This is a genomic window from Methylomonas sp. TEB (genome assembly GCF_047777895.1).
Lineage (GTDB): Bacteria > Pseudomonadota > Gammaproteobacteria > Methylococcales > Methylomonadaceae > Methylomonas.
In genome coordinates this window covers 738,907-758,272 of sequence record NZ_CP180476.1, presented here as the reverse complement: position 1 = coordinate 758,272, position 19,366 = coordinate 738,907, and the positions used below count along the sequence as shown (strand labels likewise).

At 54.9% G+C, this 19,366-nt stretch carries 14 protein-coding genes; 1 reads left to right on the top strand and 13 read right to left on the bottom strand.

Translation table 11 applies throughout. The features are described from left to right. Window positions 1-116 precede the first annotated feature (116 nt). Entirely contained in the window at window positions 117-971 is an 855-nt protein-coding gene (locus ACMXD4_RS03425; protein ID WP_033156019.1) for an SIR2 family protein, read from the top strand. Window positions 972-1,010: 39 nt separating this feature from the next. Here ACMXD4_RS03425 and ACMXD4_RS03420 read toward each other — a convergent pair whose 3' ends face one another. From ACMXD4_RS03420 to zwf, 13 genes are all read right to left on the bottom strand, one after another. Then, window positions 1,011-1,934 carry a diguanylate cyclase domain-containing protein gene (locus tag ACMXD4_RS03420; protein WP_319960353.1) on the bottom strand — a complete coding sequence of 308 codons (924 nt, stop codon included), beginning with the start codon at window positions 1,932-1,934 and terminating at the stop codon, window positions 1,011-1,013. Window positions 1,935-1,936: 2 nt separating this feature from the next. Beyond that, on the bottom strand, window positions 1,937-4,969 hold the full coding sequence (locus ACMXD4_RS03415; RefSeq protein ID WP_415879853.1) for a response regulator: 3,033 nt from the start codon (window positions 4,967-4,969) through the stop codon (window positions 1,937-1,939). A gap of 4 nt (window positions 4,970-4,973) precedes the next feature. Next, window positions 4,974-5,609, bottom strand: coding sequence for a YfiR family protein (locus ACMXD4_RS03410; protein ID WP_415879852.1), 636 nt, complete (start codon window positions 5,607-5,609; stop codon window positions 4,974-4,976). A 183-nt stretch (window positions 5,610-5,792) separates the two neighbouring features. Next, entirely contained in the window at window positions 5,793-6,881 is a 1,089-nt protein-coding gene (locus ACMXD4_RS03405; protein ID WP_033156015.1) for a lipocalin family protein, read from the bottom strand. A 27-nt stretch (window positions 6,882-6,908) separates the two neighbouring features. Next, complete coding sequence (locus ACMXD4_RS03400; RefSeq protein WP_415879851.1) at window positions 6,909-8,945, bottom strand: TonB-dependent receptor plug domain-containing protein; 2,037 nt, start codon at window positions 8,943-8,945, stop codon at window positions 6,909-6,911. A gap of 266 nt (window positions 8,946-9,211) precedes the next feature. Next, window positions 9,212-10,288: a molybdenum ABC transporter ATP-binding protein gene (gene modC / locus ACMXD4_RS03395; protein WP_415880816.1), complete on the bottom strand. Its 1,077-nt coding sequence runs from the start codon at window positions 10,286-10,288 to the stop codon at window positions 9,212-9,214. A gap of 11 nt (window positions 10,289-10,299) precedes the next feature. Continuing rightward, on the bottom strand, window positions 10,300-10,986 hold the full coding sequence (modB, locus tag ACMXD4_RS03390) for a molybdate ABC transporter permease subunit (RefSeq protein ID WP_101052047.1): 687 nt from the start codon (window positions 10,984-10,986) through the stop codon (window positions 10,300-10,302). Between the two features lie 285 nt (window positions 10,987-11,271). Further along, the gene (locus ACMXD4_RS03385) at window positions 11,272-11,586 is read right to left on the bottom strand and encodes a hypothetical protein (RefSeq protein ID WP_415879850.1); all 315 of its coding nucleotides are present in this window, start codon (window positions 11,584-11,586) and stop codon (window positions 11,272-11,274) included. A 294-nt stretch (window positions 11,587-11,880) separates the two neighbouring features. After that, window positions 11,881-13,107, bottom strand: a complete 1,227-nt coding sequence (locus ACMXD4_RS03380; protein ID WP_415879849.1) for a PepSY-associated TM helix domain-containing protein — start codon at window positions 13,105-13,107, stop codon at window positions 11,881-11,883. A gap of 254 nt (window positions 13,108-13,361) precedes the next feature. Then, entirely contained in the window at window positions 13,362-15,809 is a 2,448-nt protein-coding gene (locus tag ACMXD4_RS03375; protein ID WP_415879848.1) for a TonB-dependent siderophore receptor, read from the bottom strand. Window positions 15,810-15,913: 104 nt separating this feature from the next. Continuing rightward, window positions 15,914-16,888: a FecR family protein gene (locus ACMXD4_RS03370; RefSeq protein ID WP_415879847.1), complete on the bottom strand. Its 975-nt coding sequence runs from the start codon at window positions 16,886-16,888 to the stop codon at window positions 15,914-15,916. Window positions 16,889-16,946: 58 nt separating this feature from the next. Next, entirely contained in the window at window positions 16,947-17,462 is a 516-nt protein-coding gene (locus ACMXD4_RS03365; protein WP_415879846.1) for an RNA polymerase sigma factor, read from the bottom strand. A gap of 396 nt (window positions 17,463-17,858) precedes the next feature. Next, a complete protein-coding gene (gene zwf, locus ACMXD4_RS03360) occupies window positions 17,859-19,349 on the bottom strand; it encodes a glucose-6-phosphate dehydrogenase (protein ID WP_033156158.1) in 1,491 nt (496 codons plus the stop codon). Between the last annotated feature and the right edge of the window lie 17 nt (window positions 19,350-19,366).

Below are 19,366 nucleotides of genomic sequence, written 5' to 3'. Positions count from 1 at the left end.
CCTGCAGCCCGCTCCGGCCACATCTCAGCCACATCGGGGCTTGGTGGCCCATCCTGCTAAAGTGGATTGAATTTTGCTTCGGCTAAGCATTACTTTTCATTTAGTTGGGGCCAACCATGTCAAATACGGTATTTTCCGAAATTCTAAGCGGTTTGTACGATAACCAAGTCATTCCCTATCTGGGGCCGGGAGCGGTGTTCGACGCCAAAAGCAAACTGACGCAAGAGCCGATGCCCGCCGACAGCGACAGCCTGATTTTGGCGATGAACGGCGGCAAACCGATGGCGCCGAAACTGATGTACGAGTTTCCGCGCGCAGCGATGAACCAGGAACTGAAGCGCGGCCGCAACTATGTATCGCAGTTTCTTGACAAAACCTACGGACAAATTCAATACACCCGCGCATCAATGCACGACTGGCTGAAAGAATGGCGGCCCAAATATGTGATCGACATTAATCGGGATACCCAATTGCAAGACAGTTATGCCGACGAAGAACACACGCTAATCGTCGGCGTGGCCCGCATCGTCGCTACCGCCTTTCGCTTCAAAATTTATCATTACGACGGCAGCCAATATTTCGAGATTCCGCAGGAACAAGTCGATAGAAATCTGCCGATTTTGTTTAAACCGATGGGCACGCCAAAACCCGAAGCCAATTACATCGCCTCCGATGCCGACTATGTGGATTACATCACCGAGCTGATGGGCGGTTTCGCGATTCCGGACTTTTTAAAGGAGTACCGCAAAGGCAAAAAATACCTGTTGTTGGGTTTGCCGCTCAATCGCGATTCCGAGCGGATGGTGATGAGCGACATCACCTATGGCGCCGACGAACATAGAGGCTGGTTTTTAAGAAAAAACCCTACCGACAAGGAAAAACGCTTTAGTGCGAAAATGGGCTTTGAACTGATTAACGCCGACTGCCAGGATTTCCTGCAATCGGTGCAAGCTTCGGCTGTGGCCGCTTAAAACAAATCCCGCAGCTCGGCCAGCGAACAAGCGGCCGAGCTAAACGGTCGAATAGCTTCCGCGGGCGCCGTTTCGACCGTTTTCTTTAGCCAAATACAACTGCCGATCAGCCTCGTCCAGTAACTCGGACGGCAATTGTTGCAGCGCCGGCACCACCACCGCAAAACCGGCGCTAATCGTCACCCAAGGCGAAACGCTGGAGCGGGTATGTGAAATGTGCTGCGCTTCAACACGCCGGCACAGCAATTCGGATACGCGCTGCGCGCCTTCAATGTCGGTTTCCGGCATCAGCATCACAAACTCCTCCCCGCCGTAACGCGCCACCAAATCGCCGGAGCGACTCACCGAAGCCGCCAATATGGTGGCCACCTGCCGCAGACAAATGTCGCCCGCGCCGTGGCCGTGGCAATCATTATAGGCTTTAAAATAATCGACATCCACCATCACTAAAGCCAAGGGCAACTGATTGCGCTGCGCGCGCTTCCATTCGTTTTCCAAGACCTGATCGAAGCGCCGGCGATTGGGGATACCGGTGAGGCCATCCATCCAGGCCATCGCTTCCAACATGTCCGTCATCCGTTTCAGGCGGATATGATTGCGGATCCGCGCCTTAACCACGGGCAAATAAAACGGCTTGGTAATGTAGTCCATCGCCCCCAAATTCAGCCCGTATTCTTCGTTGGTCGCCGCGTTCATAGCCGTCACAAATATCACCGGGATTGCCGCAGTTTGCGGGTCGCTTTTCAGACGCCGGCAGACTTCATAACCGTCCATGCCCGGTATCATCACATCCAACAGGATCAAATCGGGCGGACCTTGCCGGTCGATGGCCTCCAGGGCTGCCTCGCCGCTGACCGCCACCTTGATGCGATACTCGTCGATCAAATTTTCCGCCAACACCTGAATGTTGGTCGGTGTATCGTCTACGATCAAAATCAAGGGTTTGGAGATTTCGGCAGTCATGACTATCCTCTGTTTTGTCGCTGTGACGCTATCAAGGCCAGCAACTTCGCCAAGGTCACTTTAGCCTGACCGTAATCGATATTGCCGACCTGTTTTTCTATTTTTTTTATCAGTAACCGGGTTTCCGGACAAGGTAGCGCGGCTTTCAATTGCTCGATCAAGTCATTGGGGACAAAATCGCTACCTTCCAACAAGTCGCGCAACTGGCCGGCCAACTCGTCTGCCGCCGACCAATCGGCGGCTTGATTCTGTAGCTCGGCAACGGCGCCCATAGCGGTGAAATCGGCAATCGTATTCAGGGTGGCCGTCAGACTGGCCTCGCATGCGGCGAGGCAAGCGTCAAACGGCATACCGACATGCAAAGCTTCCTCCAGATTCGCCGCGGCCCGGCTCAGTTCTACAGCGCCAAGCACGCCGGCTGCGCCCTTCAAATTGTGCAGCAAATCAACCGCCTGCTCGGTTTTTCCGGCGCCATGCAACGCTCTGAGGCGTTGCATGGTATCGGCAAATTTATCTCGAAAGCACTCGAACAAAAGTTGCAATTTATGGCTGTCCTCGCCAATCATAATCCGAATATACCCCATATCGAATCCAGGCAGTTCCCTGGATAAGCCGGAGACTATAGACTCCGGTTTCGGCAGCACCGGCTCGACCGACACACTGCGTTCGGACGGCTTTATCCAGCGCAACAGGGCCGCCATCAAAGTCTGCGGCAACACCGGCTTGCCGATATGATCGTTCATGCCGGCGGCGTAGCAATCGTTGCGCTCACGCTCCTGCACCGCTGCCGTCATGGCGATGATGGGCAAATCGGCAAACCGCGCATCCTGGCGGATCAGCCGGGTCGCTTCGATACCGCTCATCTCCGGCATTTGTAAGTCCATCAGCACCGCGTCGTAACGATTTTTCCTGACCGCCTCCACCCCTTCCCGGCCGTTGTTAACTACAGTGACGCGCAAGCCGGAGCTTTCCAGATATTCCCTGGCTACCATTTGGTTAACCTCGTTATCCTCCACCAACAAAATGCGCGCCCCGCGTATCGAAGCGGCCATACCCGCCAACAGCGGCCGGCTTTGTTCATTGCCTTGCTCGGGATTGCCGCCCTGCAAGCGCGTCAAGGCTTCCAGCAAGGTGGATGGCATCACCGGCTTGACCAAAATATCATCGGGTACCGCATCGCCGGCCGCACTTAACAATTTCTCACGACTGAAGGCAGTCACCATAATCACCACCGGGGCGTTGCGGATTTCGGTGCGGCGCACCATCTCCCGAATCTCCCTGGTGACCTGCACACCATCCAGACCGGGCATTTTCCAATCCAGCAACACCAATTCGAAGTCCCGATCAGCGTCGTTGGCGGCGCGCAGCGCTTCCAAGGCTTGGGCTCCGGATGCCGCTTCCTCGACCTGAAAGCCCCAGGCCAGCAAAATATCGCGCAACATCTGCCGGGAAATGTCCAAATCGTCGACGATCAACACCCGCATGCTTTGCAGATGTCCGGGAATTTGTCGGGCTTTCTGCTCGGACGGAAACGGCAGCAGCAGCGTAAACTCGAATAGACTGCCTTCGCCAAGCTGGCTCTGCACGGCTAAATTACCGCCCATCATTTCCACCAACCGCTTGCTGATGGTCAATCCCAGCCCGGTGCCACCGAAGCGGCGGGTAATCGAACCGTCGGCCTGGGTAAAGGCATGAAACAAATGCTCGAGCTGCTCCGCAGACATGCCGATACCGGTATCACGTACCGAAAAACTCAAAGTGGAGTAGCCGTGGGTTTTTGCCAACTGGGAAACTTTGATATGAATTTCCCCGGCCTCGGTAAATTTCACCGCATTGCCAACCAGATTGTTCAATATTTGCCCCAAGCGCAACGCATCGCCAATCAAGCGCGGCGGCAAAGCGGAATCCAGTTCCAGCACCAGTTCCAGGCCTTTTTCCTCGGCGCGGACGATGAACAGATTCAGCACATTCTCCAGCACATCCTCCAAACTAAACGCTTCGGCCTGCAATTCCATGCGGCCGGCTTCGACCTTGGAATAATCGAGAATGTCGTTGGTAATCCCCAGCAAGGCCAGCGATGAGGTGTGAATTTTCCGCAGATAATCGCGCAGCTTGGGCGACAGATCGCTGTTCAAGGCCAAATCCGACAAGCCGATGATCGCGTTCATCGGTGTGCGGATTTCATGACTCATATTTGCCAGGAACATACCTTTGGAGCGCGAGGCCGCTTCCGCTTCGTCTTTGGCTTGCAATAATTCTTCGGTACGCTGCGCCACTTCGGCTTCCAGGCGGTCGCGATGCCCGGTAAGGGTTTCATCGCGCAATTGGATCTCGCCCAACATGGTATTAAAGGCCTGCACCAAATCGCCAATCTCGTCTCGGTCGCGCTGCGCCACCCGCAAAGTGTAATTTTTATCCTCGGCGATAAGCCGCGCGGCCGTCGCCAACTCCTCTATCGGTCTGGAAATGATGCGCTGCAAGCGGATTGCCAACAGATAAACCAATATCAGCGCCAGCCCCGCCGCCCCCAAACTCTTGCCCAAATCGACCAGTTGATCGTTCCATTGCGCCGTGAAATCGGCTTGCAACAACACATACCCAACCAACTCGGTATTTTTGATCACCGGCGTGAATAGCTCGGCGCGCCGGCTCCAGAAGTTGGTGCGCAGTTCGCGGAACGGCCGGCGAAAGTCACTGGGTACATCAATATTCGCCGTTCCCCGGCTCCATGAAGCGAGTACGCTGCCATCGACAGACACCATCCAGGCCGCATACAGCTCCGGCCGGTCTTTCAACGACTCCAGCAAACGGCTGGCTTCGGATTTATCGGCAAACACCAACGCGGCTTGGCCGTTTTCGGCCAACACGTCCGCCAAACTGGACAATTCGTGCAATACGCTACGATAGCGGCTCACGACCGAACTAACCACCATCACCGATAGACTGACGAACAGGCATACCGCACAACTGAACATGATGATGGACACCAGTTTGCGCCGTAGAGACCAGTCGGCAAAATTGGGCAACACACGCATCACACTATCTCCCGTAAACAATGGCGGCAATATTCAACAGTTGGCCGGGCAAATGCAGCCGGGCGTTACGAATCGGTTCCAGATTCACTTCAAATACCACCTTGTTTTCGCGAAACAGCAAGCTGATACCGCCGCCTTTTTCGGCAAAGTCGTCGATGTCGGATAGGGTCAGCACCGGCGCATCGCCTAGTGCTTTTAAGGTCACCACAAAGTGAGATTTCTCGGAGCTGCCGAGAAACAACAGATGGCAAGTAGTCAAGTCGGGATCGGTATTGTTATGTTGGACAAACCGCAAAATGCGTTCGCCGGCCTTGCGCCCGTCCAGGGCTTGCAACTCGCTGTCCAGCACACTATTGCCGACCACACACAACAAAATGTCCGCACCAGGCGGCAATACGTCGGCGGGCCATTCCACGAATTTGGCAAAATTGTAGAGATAGGCGGCTTTGATCTGCGCCTCCGACAGGCTGGCGGCCGGCAATACCTGCCAGCCTGGCACCACTAGGCAAAGACAGGCGAAAACCCATTGGCGCGCCAGATAGCGTCTGGATTGCGGCGCGAAAAAACGCGGGCGCAGATAGTTTTTGACAATACCCCGCATCACGCCCATTGCGTCAGCTAAACGTTTCTGTCCGGCCATTTCGGAATGTATGCGAGATCCTTTTTGCATCGGGTTTTGGTTAAGAACCGTCCGGGTAGCTTTACGACGATGTGGTTTGGCGGAAGCCGGCAATCAAGTTTGTGAAAGTAGAAACGCAAACCCCAGCAGTCCTGTCGGGGACCGGCTTGCGTTTCTATGCTTGATGTCGAATGATTGAATAGTTTAACCGCCTCGGCCGGGGCAACGGCAAAAACCGTTCAATTCTACGTAGGCATTTCCGGCGGAGGCACCGGCTACGCTGCACGCACCTTCCCAGTATGTAGGCCCCACCCAAAAAGTATGCTGCGCGTGTAATTCCTGGTCCAGCACCAAGGGCTGCACGGTAAATTTTTCGCCGCGCACCTCGACTTCCCAACCGGAAGGATAGGTACAGCCGGTATTCGGACTGACCCATTCGCCCAGCACGGTAACCGTAAATTCGTGTGCCGCCAGCGTGACGGTTTGCCCTTGGGCATCGGTAATCGAGCCGGATTTTTCGACCGACGTGTCGCTGCCCTTGAAGTCGAACAACATGATTTGCCGGTTGTCATCGAGTTCAATCGCAAACCATTGCCAACCCTGCAGAATGGCTTGATAGAGTTCGCCGTATTGTCTGTCGAACCAGCTGTTGCCGGTGACTTGAAAAGTCTGGCCGCCGATACTGATAGTGCCGGTAGTCGCCATTTTCGGCCGCGAGTAATAATAAGTGTAGCCGCCGAAACGGTAAGGATGGGGATCGCCGCCGTAATGCAAAGCCGGAGCCTGCGTGGCTTTCAGTTCCAGATCCAGCACATAATCGCCGACTTGCGCGTGCAAGCGGTCATGGCCGTCGCCGCCAACCGCCGTCACTTTATTGTCGGCGCCGGAAGTCAGGTTAAAGCCGTTGGGAATGCGCTTGGGCAGATGGAATTCAACGAACTCTTCGAACGAGAAACGTTGACCATTCACATCGGTCACCGCCGCCTGCACCAGCTGATCGCGAAAAATCACCAAACTATCGAACGAGAAAAACACGATTTCGAAGCCGAAGCGGCGGCCGTCGTCGGTGAACAAATGCCCGGTCCAATACCACCACTGCACTTGTTCACTGGGTAAAAACGCATCGTCGGCCGGTAATTCGACCGGGCCGATCAGCCCGCGGCGCGGCAGGAACAAACACGCGAGCACGGTTAATACTAACAACAGCCAAGGCAATAAAGGCGGCTTCAGCAGGCCGACAATCAACACAATCCCGGCAATAATCCAGGGCAATTTTTTCCAGAGCTTACGCATGGTCGATACTCTTTACGGGTTGAAAAATCAAAAGCGCCAGCTGAGTTTGCCGTAGATCGAGCGCGGGACTTCCACCGCGCTACTCGGCAAGGACAGTGCGGATGAATCCTTATATTCGGGATGGCTGGGCGAGAACAGGTTTTGGCCGATAACGGCAAACTCCACACCGTTATAGGGTTCGTAAGCCAGTCTGGCGTCGAAGGTGGTGTAGGCCGGTACGGCCTGGCTGTTGGAATGCAAGCGGCCGACATGCCTGAGGGTAAAGTCCAACTTGATTTTTTCCGGCAAATCCATCTGCCAGCGCAAAGAGCCGCGATGGCGAGGACTCAGACCGGCGATATCCGGATTGAGCGGGTCCTGGGGGATTTCCATTTTCAGGTGGCTGTAATTGCCGCTGAAGCGCATCCAATCCAACACATGCCATTCGCTGGCAATCTCGATGCCGCGCGTGGTGAAATCTTGCTGGGAGTTACTCCAGATCAAAGACTGGGTCAGCCCCACCAACTCGCCGCGGCGGAACATCACCAAGTCGGAATAATGATTGCTGAAGGCGGTAATGTCGGTGGAGAATTTTTCAGTCCACTGGGTACGGTAACCGATTTCGGCGGCAAAGATTTTTTCTGCGCGCAGATTGGGGTCGGGCTGCGCGATGACCTGGATCTGATCAAAAGGCGCCGGCAAACCTGTCGGTACGCCGCCCAGCCCCACGTTGGCCTGCGCTTCGCCGCGCGCCGGGGTGCGCGACGCCCTGGAAACCGAGGCCCATACCGAATGCACTTGGTCCGGCGTCCACATTAAACGGGCGTTGGGCTGCACTTGCGTGTTACCGAAATGGCTTTCTTCCAATTTGGTACCCAGCGTCAGGCGCAGAGTGTTGTCGATCAACGTGATGTCGTCTTGTACGAACACGCTGCCGTTGTGGTAACCCAAGCTGTTGGGTGTGAAGGCGATAGCCGAAGTGTTGACCGTGGTACTGTGAATGAATCGGTAACTGGCGCCCCACATCAAATCGTGGTCGGCATTGGGATGCAGGCGATGCTGAAAATCGATGTCCACCATGTCCTGACTGTCGGACAACGCTGCGGCACTGAAAGCGACCCGGTCGTAATAGCCTTGCAGCATGAATTCAGAACCGTCGCTGAAATTACCTTCCCAACGCGCCAGCAGGTTGGCGCCGTCGGCATGGTCGTCGAAGCTGAACTCGCGGTTAAACGGCGGCAGCACCGTTTGCGGCGTGACGGTATTGCCTATGGTCTTGCGGTAAACATCGCCTTGTATCGTGTAACGGCTGTCGTTGGAGATCCGGTCATCGATACGAAAACCGCCCTGCACCGAGCGCCAATCGTCGTGCAGCCTGTCTCCGGCCGCATTAACAAAAGTATCGCGTTCAAAGGTTTTGGCGTACACCCGGTAACTGCCGTCGTCGCCGATACGGCCACCGTGCCGGTAACCGGCAAAGCCGCGCTCCTGATTGCCGCCACCGGCCACGAACAAATTGCCTTGGGTGTCCTTGGCCTTCTTGGTAATGATATTGATGACACCGTTTACCGCGTTGGCGCCCCACATCACCGCGCCCGGTCCGCGGATGACCTCGATACGCTCGATGTCTTCCATCAGGGTGTCCTGCAAATCCCAGAACACCCCGGAAAATAAAGGCGTATAAACACTGCGGCCGTCCATCAGTACCAGCAATTTATTGGCATAACGGCTATTGAAGCCACGCGCGGTCACCGCCCAGACACTGGCGTTGATTTGCGCTACCTCAAGACCGGGCGCCAGGCGCAGTGCGTCGGGAATACTGGTGGCACCGGAACGGCGAATGTCTTCCTGACTGATCACGAACGCCGCCGCCGCGGTATCGGATACGGTCTGCGACTTTCTGGACGCCGAGGACACTTCCATTTGCATCAGTTCGTTGATGGAAAAAGCTTCGATATCCGGCGCGTTATCGGCTACCGCGCTACCGAAGATATTGACGTTAAGCGCCACACCGAACAGAAACAGGTTTAATCGATTCGTCGCTTGTGTTTGATACCGGCCAGTCAGCCATATCGTTGATTTCATTTTTTTTATTATTTTGAGGTGACAACTATTTTGACGCGGAGGGCCGTCGGCTATCCATCCAGCGATACCTTCTCCGGCAAACCGTTTATCAAGATAGTCGCTAAATGCCGATAAGGCGTCCGCAATGCGCCAACATCGACAAATTCATCGCGTTTTTTGAGGGCTATCACATTTCATGCGGCGGAATTGCGCACCAGCGACAAGTAATCGGCACGGCGCTAAGGCAGCGCAATTTGCAGCCGATCCGTAAAAGTGAGTGGTAATCCTTACCGAACTATGGAAGTACCCTTGATTTGTACGTAGACGCCCATACCTGGCTGCACATCTAACAACATCGCCGATTTTTGGGTGATATGCGCCAATAAAACCTCGTCGCCGACCGCCAGTTGCACGACGGTTTGGCCTTGCCCCATTTCGCTGAGCGCCAGCACCCTGGCCGGCAGAATATTCAGGATGCTGGAGGCTTCCGGCGGTTGCAGGGTAATACTGACGTCGCGGGCGTAAATTCTGATTCTCACCGGGCTACCGACCGGCATGTCCAAATACGGCAAACTCAAGCTGCCGCCGGCGAATTCGGCATGGCTAAGATGATATTCGGCTTCGTGGCTGATCAACTTGCCCTGCCAGACGCTGGCCGCTTGCCGGTCCAAGGCCATAGGCCCGTCCAGCCGCGTCAAGGTTTCTGCCAACGGCCCGCACGCTACTGCTTTGCCGGCAGCCATCACCAATAGATGGTCTGCGAGTTGATTGACCTCTTGCAAGGAGTGGGTGACGTACAGAATCGGGATTTGCAGATTCTGATGCAAGCCGGTCAGGTAAGGCAGGATGTCCTGCTTGCGTTGCTCATCCAGCGCGGCCAGCGGCTCATCCATCAACAACACATCCGGACTGGCGGCCAAGGCCCTGGCTATCGCTACCCGTTGCCGTTCGCCACCGGATAAGCGGTCCGGCAAACGCTCCAGCAACGGTCCTATCGCCAGTAATTCAATCGCTTGCCCCAGGGAAAACAGCCTATCTTTAGTTCGCAAGCGCCGCACGGCATAATCCAGATTGCCGCGCACCGAAAGATGCGGAAACAGGTTGGCTTCTTGAAACACATAGGCCAAATTACGGCGATGGGTGGGCAGGAAAAAATCGTGTTCACTGTCTTGCCAAAGCGTTGCGCCGATTTTCAAAAAGCCCTGCGTCGGCCGTTCCAAGCCGGCGATACAACGCAACAAGGTGGTCTTGCCGGAACCGGAATGCCCGAACAGCACCGTCACGCCGCTGGCGGGTAGGTTTAAATCGACATCCAAAGCAAATTGGTCGTACGCCAAGCGCAAGCGCGCCTGAATGCTGGGCACTGGGGACATAATCATTTCAAGGATTGCGTCAGCGTTTGGGTTTGTTGGCTGCTGTACAGCAGCAGTAACACCAAGAAAGAAAAGATCAGCAAGCCACCGGCCAGCCAATGCGCCTGACCGTATTCCAAGGCTTCGACATGATTGTAAATTTGCACGGATACCACGCGGGTTTTGTCGGGAATATTGCCGCCCACCATCAATACCACGCCGAATTCGCCGACGGTATGGGTAAAACCCAGCACACCGGCAGTTAAAAATCCCGGTTTCGCCAAAGGCAGCGCCACGCTGAAAAATCGATCCAGCGGCCCGGCTCCCAAAGTTGCGGCGGCTTCCAGCGGCGCATCGCCCATTGCCACGAAGGCGTTCTGCAAAGGCTGCACCACAAACGGCAACGAATACAACACCGACGCCACCACCAAACCACCAAAGCTGAACGGTAAAGTGCCGATACCCAGCCATTGGGTAAATTTTCCCACCAGCCCGGCCGGCCCCATCAACACCAATAAGTAAAAACCCAATACCGTCGGCGGCAATACCAGCGGCAATGCCACCACGCTATTGATGACGCCTTTCCAGCGCGAACGGCTGCGCGCCAACTTCCAGGCCAGCGGTGTGCCCAGCAATAACAACAGCAGGGTGGCCAGACTGGCCACGCGAAAAGTCAAAAACAAGGTATCGAGATCGGCGGCGTTTAGCATGCAGGCTTGGTCTGAGTGACGGGAAAATCGCTACTAGGCGACACATCTGCCGTCTATTTTCGCTAATCGGACGGGTAGAACGCCAGCAAAATACGCATTGGCTTTTAGAAAAACTGCTGGTATGACGGGTATCGGCAAAATAGGCGCTGCTTGGTCAGCGCCTGGCCTGATTCTCAATCAAGCCCTAATGATCGTTTGGGCTGAGCTTGTCGAAGCCCAGGCTGGTTCGCCCTTCGACAGGCTCAGTACCCTCAGGAACATCAAAGCGACCTTAACAACCAGGGCTTACTTTCCAATAATCTGCAAACGGTTTTCCAGCTTGGCCGCCACCAAGGCATCGTAATGCCGTTGCAGCATCGAATCGGTTGGCCGCGGAAACAAGGTTGCCTCAATCTCGCTTTGCAATTGCGTCAAAAAATGCCGCTTGAGGACCGAATCTTCGGGCAGTCCCGGCACTAAAACACTGACATCCCCTTCTGCTTTACTAGCGCCGCTGGATTTAACGGACTTTGCATAAGCCGACAGCATGCAACCCAAGGGCGCGAATGCGCAGGCCGCCACAATCAACATAATCAAACCGACCCATATCACTTCACTCATCTCATCACCTTAATGACATTGCCAAAAAATCGGCGACAGGCTTTGGCATGCACCTGACGCCCTCTTGAAAATCCCAATGGTTTTCAATTGACCCGCAGCAATATCAATGCCATGGAACACAAGACCCGCAAGCCTGGAAACACAAGGACTTTCAGGGATACGTCACAGTTTGTATGTATTGTTTTGAGACAGTGATGCGACAAGATTGCAACATTCGGAAAACATTGTCAGCGATGCAACCGCAGAAGTTTTGCATATTGCCCAATCGTTGCAGTACCTGATCACCGATCAGTTTCAGCCCTTCCGTTTGCGCCGGGTTGCGGCTTTTTGCCGCCAGCGGATCACGCCGGTGACAAACAACACCGGACAAGCCAGACCGGTGATAAACACCAAAATCCGCCCGGTCATGCCAAAGGCCTGGCCGGAATGCAGCGGCCACTGCCAATGAGTAAAGATTTCGCCAGCTGTGGCGGTCGGCAGGCTGGGGTCGTCCATATCCAGAATCTTGCCAGTGTAGCGGTCGATCACCGTGCAACGGCGTTGCAAAATACTGCCCGGCGCATCGACGCCGTCCTGGCACACCGTATAGGTTTTAGTGGGTTCCGCAGCCCCATATATCCAGTGCGGACGGCCTTGCGGGTATTGATTAAAAACAATCGCGACCGCGTCATCCATGCTGATGGCCGGAGCATTTGGATAAGGCGGTTGGGATTGAAACCAGTAGCGGTAAGTCACCGGCGAGAACAGTTCCAGCACCGGCACCACGTTATGCGGCAACACCATGTAAATCCCGGAAAACAGTACCGGCAACATCACCAGTGCCGTGTAAAAACCGCTGGTTTTATGCAGATCGTAATTGAAGCGCACCTTGCCGGGCTTGGCCTTAAAGGTCAAGGCATTGCGCCAATGTCCGGTCAACGGCCACCAGACGATTATTCCGGTTAAAGTAGATATGATCAGCAAGGCTCCCGAGACACCGACGATGACGGCGCTGATGTCCTCGGACGGAATCAACAAGGCGTAGTGCAACTCGAACACGCAATCGATGAAGGTTGCCGGCAACCAATCGCCGGAGCGGGTCAGCAACATTTTTCCGGTGACTTGCGCCGTATAGGGATTGACGCCAACGATCCAGCGTTCGTTTTCGGTATCGGTGGTTGGAAATTGGTAACGCAGTTTGAAAGCGGCGTTACCGTTGCGCGGGTACACCGAAAACACATGTTTGGCGCCAGGCGGCATGACGGTTTTGCCGGCGGCGAAGATGTCCGCCAGCGGCCGGCATTGACCGTCCTGCGGATGTTCAACCGTCAGCAAATCCGGATGCAGCCATTCGTCGATCTCGGCGTAGAACACCAAAAAACTGCCGGTGATGCCGTAAATCGACAGCAAAAAGCCCAAGCTCAAACCCAGCCACAAATGCACATCCAGCCAGCGTTTGCGGCGAAACTTCAGACGGGACAAGGCCGGATTTTGCGGATTTGCCGGAATGGTCGAGCGCGGTTGTTGGGAGATGGCAGTCATAGCGATAGCGAAAAGATCGGGTAAACGGTGCGAAAACAAAAAACGTCGATGCCTGAATAAGACGTTTAGGCCCCGGAAAATCCCAGTCCCATTTTGCCAGGCCAGCGTAGGTTGGGGTGATTAAAGGAACCCCAACACAACAACCTCAAAACCATCCTCCAGCTATCGGCAACAGAACATCAACGATACCGGTAATTTAGAGGCCAAAAATGTTGGGGTTCGTTACCTCACCCCAACGTGACCCATAGAACGGTCTAGTACTCCAGCTTGATCGAGCCCATGACCGCCAACGGCTCGGCGGGCAGATTGGTGCGGCGTGAGCGCAGCACGTAATACTCGGCATCGTTGACGTTGTTGATGTTGACCTGGGTGGTCAAATTCATGCCGCCCAGTTTGCGCTTGTAGGCCGCCATCAAATCCAGCCGAGCATAGGATCTATCGAAATAGCTGTTCGCGGCATCGCCGTAACGGCGTCCGGAAACATAAACCCCGGCGCCGACACTAAAGCCTTTCAGCATGTCGCCGTCGAAGTCATACTTCAACCAAGCACTGCCCTGATGGTTGGGCGCAAAAGGCATACGGTTGCCGATGTTGGCTGGTGTCCCCGTGTCATCGATGACCTTGGCGTTGGTGTAAGCGTAGGTGCCGATGACGCTCAAGCCATCGTACAGCTGACCTTGTACGTCCAGTTCGACACCTTTACTACTGCCCTTAACCGGCACTTGCGCATAGATCACATCGCTGTTGGGATCTTGGAAAAATTGGGTTCTTTCCAGGTCGAAGTAAGCCACACTGGCGTTGAATTTGCCGTCGAAAAATTGAGTTTTCACCCCGCCCTCGAACTGGGTGGCATCGAATAGATCGTACAACTTGGCGCCGCCGTTGTCGTAATCGTTGGCCGGACCGAACGACTCGGTGAAACTGCCGAACAACGACAGCCAGTTGACCGGCTGGTAAACGATACCGACCCGGGGACTGACCACATCGTCGTTACGCGCGTCCTTGCCGTCCGGCGCCCACCAGCTCAGGTCTTGCATCCTATCCACCCAGTCATAGCGGAAGCCGCCCATAATGTGCAGCTTGTCCCAAAGCGTCATTTGATCCTGAAAGTAAATGGCCTTTGAGGTGTTCTCGGTAGCGATGACGTCGTTGTAAGACGCACTCCGGATTCGGCTTACCTGAGCGTCGGTAACGGCCGCAATATTCGGGTTAAAGATGTTGATCGTGTCGACGCCGCCGCTGGCAACCTCGTATTTCAATTGACTGTTGTAGTACTCGCCGCCGAGCAACAGTTTATGCTTGATGCCGTAGGTTTCGAAGTCGAACGTGCCATTCACCCAAGCGGTCAGTGACTCAGCGTTTTCCGGGCTAAACCAGTAATTGCGCGACACGTTGCCGGCGGTTTCGTTGACACGGCCGGTATAGAAACCCTGCCAATACTTTTGATACTGCGACGACACCACGCCGGCGTTTAGTTTAATCCTGTCGTTGACGCGGTGGTCGATTCTGAAATCGACCAAATTGTTGGTCGTGGAATTTCTTAAATCCGAACGGCCGACGAAGGTTCTGGAAATGGGAATTCTGGCCAATTGGTTGCCGACTGCCGGAACGCCGTAGTCGTAGGCGTTGTTCTCGTCGAAATACTCGTAAGACAAGGTGAATTTGGTATCTTCCGTGGCCTCCCAACTCAGGGTGGGCGCGAAAAAGATCCGGTCGTTACCCATGTTTTGGCGGAACGAACCGGTATCCAGGTACGACATGTCCAACCGGTAATTCAGGCCGGCTTCCTTGCTGACCGGTCCGGTGGCGCTGGCTTCGGTACGGTAGAAATCGTAGGAGCCGAAGCGTTGTTCCAGCGAATAGTAAGGCGTCGAGCTGGGCTGTTTGGTCACGGTACTGATCAAGCCGCCGGGATCGCCGAAGCCGAACAGCATGGCCGATGCGCCTTTAATCACTTCCACGCGCTCGACGTTGGCCAGATCGAATTTAGTAAACGGTATGCGGATGCCGTTGCGATAGTTGACGGTGCTTTGCAGAAAACCACGCATCACAAATTGTTCGTGGTCGCCGCCATACGAATGGTAAGACTGCACACCGCTGACGTTCTTGATGGCGTCCTGCAAGCGGTAGGATTGTTGATCGTGCAGCACCGCCTTGTTGACGACTTGAATGGAGGCAGGCGTCTCCATGATGGGTGTGTCGGTTTTGGTCGCCAGCGCCGCGTTGGTGCGGGTATAACTCAAGTTGTAGGGATCATCGGAGTTGAGATCGGTTTTGCCAACGACCGTCACAGCCGGCATCGTTGCAGCCGATTGCGGCTCCAACTCGGCCGTATTTTGCAGCGTGACGGTGTTACCGCTACTGAATCGATAACTAATCCCCGACCCGGACAGTAAGCGTTTCAACGCGCCTTCCAGCGAATACTGTCCGCTGACGCCTTGCGAGTCGATACCCTTGACCAACTCCGAGTTGTAAACAAACTGCACGCCGGACTGTTCGGCCAGCGCACTGAGTGCGGAATACAAAGGCTGCGCAACAATGTTGTAGGTGCGACTTTCGCTAGTGGCGCTGGGGCTTTCGGCCTGAGCCGTCGGCAGCGTCGCAGCACTTATCAAGCTCAGACAAAGCGGCAATGCACCGATGGTCGATGAGCCTTTAGTTTGAGCTGTTCGCGTCCGGCTTGGGTTTCCGGTTTTTCTCATGATGTGTCCTCAGTTTGAGTGGGTTTTAGCTGAGAACGATTGGCGGCTGGCTGAGCCGTACTAAAGGATGTGTGACAAATTGTCGCAGGCAGCAAAGCGGGCCATCAGGACTGCAAAAACACCAGCGGCCCGGCATGGATGACTTTAACCGGCAAGGTCTGTTGCAGGGCTTCCAGCCAGGCATCGATTTGCTGGATGTCGACGGCGATGTTGACTTCCCGCTCCGCCAGCCTGTCGTCCAATAAACGGATTTGGCTGCGCCGGTAGCGGTTGATTTCGGCGATAACCTGTTTTAACGGTACGAAATTCATCAACAAGCGGCCACGGCGCCAGGCGTCGGCGTTGCTTAATTCGACTGCTTGCGGCACGCCCAACATCTTGGTATTGAAGCTTAGTTGTTGGCCGGGTTGCAGCGTGGCGCTATCGGCTTGCGCACCGTGCGCGGACGGCCGGCTACAGCGGACTTTGCCTTGCAATAGCGTAACCGCGCCGGCTTGGCCGTCGTAACGGACGATGAAGCGGGTGCCCAACGCTTCTGTGGACGTAGCACCGGATACGACCCGAAACGGCTTGTGCTCGTCATGCGCCACGTCAAATTCAGCCTCGCCGCGCAGCAATTCAATGCGCCGCTCATTGGCATTGATTGACACATCGATAGCGGTATCGGTATTCAGATGGGCGATGCTACCGTCGGCCAGCGTAATTGAGGTCCGCTCGCCGATCCGGGTACGGTAGTCTGCCAGCGGATGTTGCAAGTAATCCGGATAAAAACTACTCATCACGCTCAGCAGCAGCGAAGCGGCCGCAGCCAAACCCAGTCCGCGCTTTAGCCTGCGCCCTTGCCGCTGCCTGGTCGCCAGCGCGCGACGGCGTTGTCGATCAGCGAGCAGCGGCCGCGGCAGGTGTTGCCAAAGGGTCTCGACATCACGATAGGCTTGCTCGTGTTCGGGGGTTTGCGACCGCCAGTTTTCGAACTCAGCCAATACCGTGTCATCGGCAGCACCGGACTTTAGGCGCACGAGCCAGGCAACGGCTTGTTGCCGCAGGACTTCTCGGTGAGTTGAAGAAGTTTCGTTCATTACGGTGTTGTTTGAAGCGGGATATTTACTATAACGATCCAAGGCGCTTAAATCCACACTAAGCGCATTGGCTATCAACAGCCTGCCGGCAGTGTAGCAACGCTTTTGCCAGCTGTTTTTCCACCCAACTGGTCGAGATTTTCAGTTGCTTGGCAATCTCAATATGGCTTAAGCCCTCGATACGGCTTAAATATAAAATCTCGGCGCATTGATCAGGCAAATCGGCCAATGCCAGCTGAATGTGCTGCAATTGATCTTGCGCTTCCGCCGTTCGTTCCGGCGCTGCCGAAGCGTCGATGTCGGTTTCGTCGCCCAGATATTGATCAAGCAGTTCACAACGGCGTTTTTGCGTGCGCAGATGATCGAGAGATAGATTGGATGCCACTTTAAACAGCCAGGCCTGGACTTCGATCTCACTGGCGGGAGGTGGCTTCAACAGCGTCAATCTCAAAAAAATGTCTTGAATCAGATCAGCCGCAGTGTCGTCGCACCGAATGCGCTGCTGCAAAAAACGCTGGATTTGCGGGCGGGTACTTAAAAAAATTCGGTAAATATCGTGGTCTGAAAATGCCATGCGCGAAGCCAGGCCATGCTGGAGTTAATCGTGGCATTTGGCGCAGCAAAGTTTACGCCATGACCGAATTCAGAGACTTAAATGTCTGAGAATAAGGGCTTTTTTGCAGATTCGAAAAAATCTGAAGCTTGGCGGCATTCATAAAACCGCGTGAAATGCCACACTCACTCGGCATTTCACGCAATTTTTGTTTTTCGTTGGTTCGAAACGCTTATCAACCCAGCCCAATTTAGCACTGATATTCCGTTCGAGCCGAGCGTGTCGAAGCTCAAGCTGGTTTGCCATTCGACAGGACGAACGGCAGTTAAGGGTCGAGTGAATAATCCGCTAGGCGGAAGAAACCGGGCGCTACCGCATCATGGTAAGAATGGTTAACAGAAACCGCAGCAGCCTTTGTTACGACTGACACTCCGGCATCAAGGAACTGCGCCAATACTGGTCTTCTTTTTCAAACAGCCGACGGCTTTCTTCCGGCCCCCAGGAACCAGCCGGATAGGTGGCGATGTAGTCCCGCTCGGTGACCCAATTTTGCAAAATCGGATCGACGATGCGCCAGGCGTATTCCACTTCGTCGAAACGCAAAAATAATGAACGGTCGCCTTTCATCACATCCAACAACAAATCTTCGTAGGCATCCACGCGGCGTTCGTCGGGATTGCGGAAGCTGGCGTCCAGGCTGGTAGTACGGGTACGCATTTCCAGACCCGGCTCTTTAACGGTCATTTCGATGCGGATGCATTCTTCCGGCTGAATCCCCAGCAATATCCAGTTCGGCGTCATGCACTGCACATGGGTATCCCGGAAAAACTGAAACGGCGGGTGGCGAAAGCAGATCGAAATCGAGGATTGGCCCTTGGCCATGCGCTTGCCGGTGCGCAGATAAAATGGCACGCCGCGCCAGCGCCAGTTGTCGATCAACAATTTCATGGCCGCATAGGTTTCGGTACTGCTGTCAGCGGGAATATTGGCTTCCTCCAGGTAGCCGCCCACTTTTTGACCTTCGATATTGCCGCGGGCATATTGGCCGCGAAAGGCATGCGCATGCACAGCCGATTTCGGGATCGGCCGAATGGACTTCAGCACTTTGACTTTTTCGTCGCGCAGCGATTCGGCGTCCATCGATACCGGCGGCTCCATCGCCACCAAGGTTAACAGCTGTAACAGGTGACTTTGCAACATGTCGCGCATGGCCCCGGCGCTGTCGTAATACTCGCCGCGGCTGCCAATGCCCAGCTCTTCGGAGTGGGTGATCTGCACATGGTCGATGTAATTGCGATTCCACAAGGGTTCCAGCATGACATTGGCGAAACGAAACACCAACACGTTCTGCACCATGCCCTTGCCCAGGTAATGGTCGATCCGGTAAATCTGGTCTTCGCTCAAATAGCGACTCAGGCGTTTTTGCAAGGCCTGCGCGCTTTCCAGATCGTAACCAAACGGCTTTTCGATCACTACTCGCCGCCAACCGTATTCTTCGTTCAGCAGCTCCACCTGGCTCAAGGACTCGATAACATTGCCGAAATCACTGGGACCGATGGCCAGATAGAAGGCCATATTGCGGGAAAATCGCGGCTGAGCGTTTAGCGTTTCCGCCAGGGTTTTATAGCATTCCGGCTGATCAAGATCGCCGCGATGATAATCCAGCCGTTCGCTAAACCGATTGAATACGGCCTCGTCTAGCGGCGTATTGGCCTGCTCAAGTAGCAAGGCCTTCACTTCGGCCAGCCAGGTTGCTCTATCCCAGGGACGGCGGCCCACGGCCAGGATGCGTGTGCCTTCCGGCAGTTTTTTTTCCAATTCCAGATGATAGAAGCCCGGCATCAGCTTCAAGCGCGCCAAATTGCCGGTAGCACCGAAAATGACGTAAGTGCAGGGGTCTGTATTCATAAAAGCCACCTTGTCTT

What these genes read in the sequence shown, in the direction of transcription:
- ACMXD4_RS03420 (WP_319960353.1), bottom strand. Translation starts at nt 1,934, where the DNA reads ATGACTGCCGAAATCTCCAAACCCTTGATTTTGATCGTAGACGATACA.
- ACMXD4_RS03365 (WP_415879846.1), bottom strand. Translation starts at nt 17,462, where the DNA reads ATGGCATTTTCAGACCACGATATTTACCGAATTTTTTTAAGTACCCGC.
- ACMXD4_RS03405 (WP_033156015.1), bottom strand. Translation starts at nt 6,881, where the DNA reads ATGCGTAAGCTCTGGAAAAAATTGCCCTGGATTATTGCCGGGATTGTG.
- ACMXD4_RS03425 (WP_033156019.1), top strand. Translation starts at nt 117, where the DNA reads ATGTCAAATACGGTATTTTCCGAAATTCTAAGCGGTTTGTACGATAAC.
- ACMXD4_RS03375 (WP_415879848.1), bottom strand. Translation starts at nt 15,809, where the DNA reads ATGAGAAAAACCGGAAACCCAAGCCGGACGCGAACAGCTCAAACTAAA.
- ACMXD4_RS03370 (WP_415879847.1), bottom strand. Translation starts at nt 16,888, where the DNA reads ATGAACGAAACTTCTTCAACTCACCGAGAAGTCCTGCGGCAACAAGCC.
- zwf (WP_033156158.1), bottom strand. Translation starts at nt 19,349, where the DNA reads ATGAATACAGACCCCTGCACTTACGTCATTTTCGGTGCTACCGGCAAT.
- ACMXD4_RS03415 (WP_415879853.1), bottom strand. Translation starts at nt 4,969, where the DNA reads ATGCGTGTGTTGCCCAATTTTGCCGACTGGTCTCTACGGCGCAAACTG.
- modB (WP_101052047.1), bottom strand. Translation starts at nt 10,986, where the DNA reads ATGCTAAACGCCGCCGATCTCGATACCTTGTTTTTGACTTTTCGCGTG.
- ACMXD4_RS03380 (WP_415879849.1), bottom strand. Translation starts at nt 13,107, where the DNA reads ATGACTGCCATCTCCCAACAACCGCGCTCGACCATTCCGGCAAATCCG.
- ACMXD4_RS03385 (WP_415879850.1), bottom strand. Translation starts at nt 11,586, where the DNA reads ATGAGTGAAGTGATATGGGTCGGTTTGATTATGTTGATTGTGGCGGCC.
- ACMXD4_RS03400 (WP_415879851.1), bottom strand. Translation starts at nt 8,945, where the DNA reads ATGAAATCAACGATATGGCTGACTGGCCGGTATCAAACACAAGCGACG.
- ACMXD4_RS03410 (WP_415879852.1), bottom strand. Translation starts at nt 5,609, where the DNA reads ATGGCCGGACAGAAACGTTTAGCTGACGCAATGGGCGTGATGCGGGGT.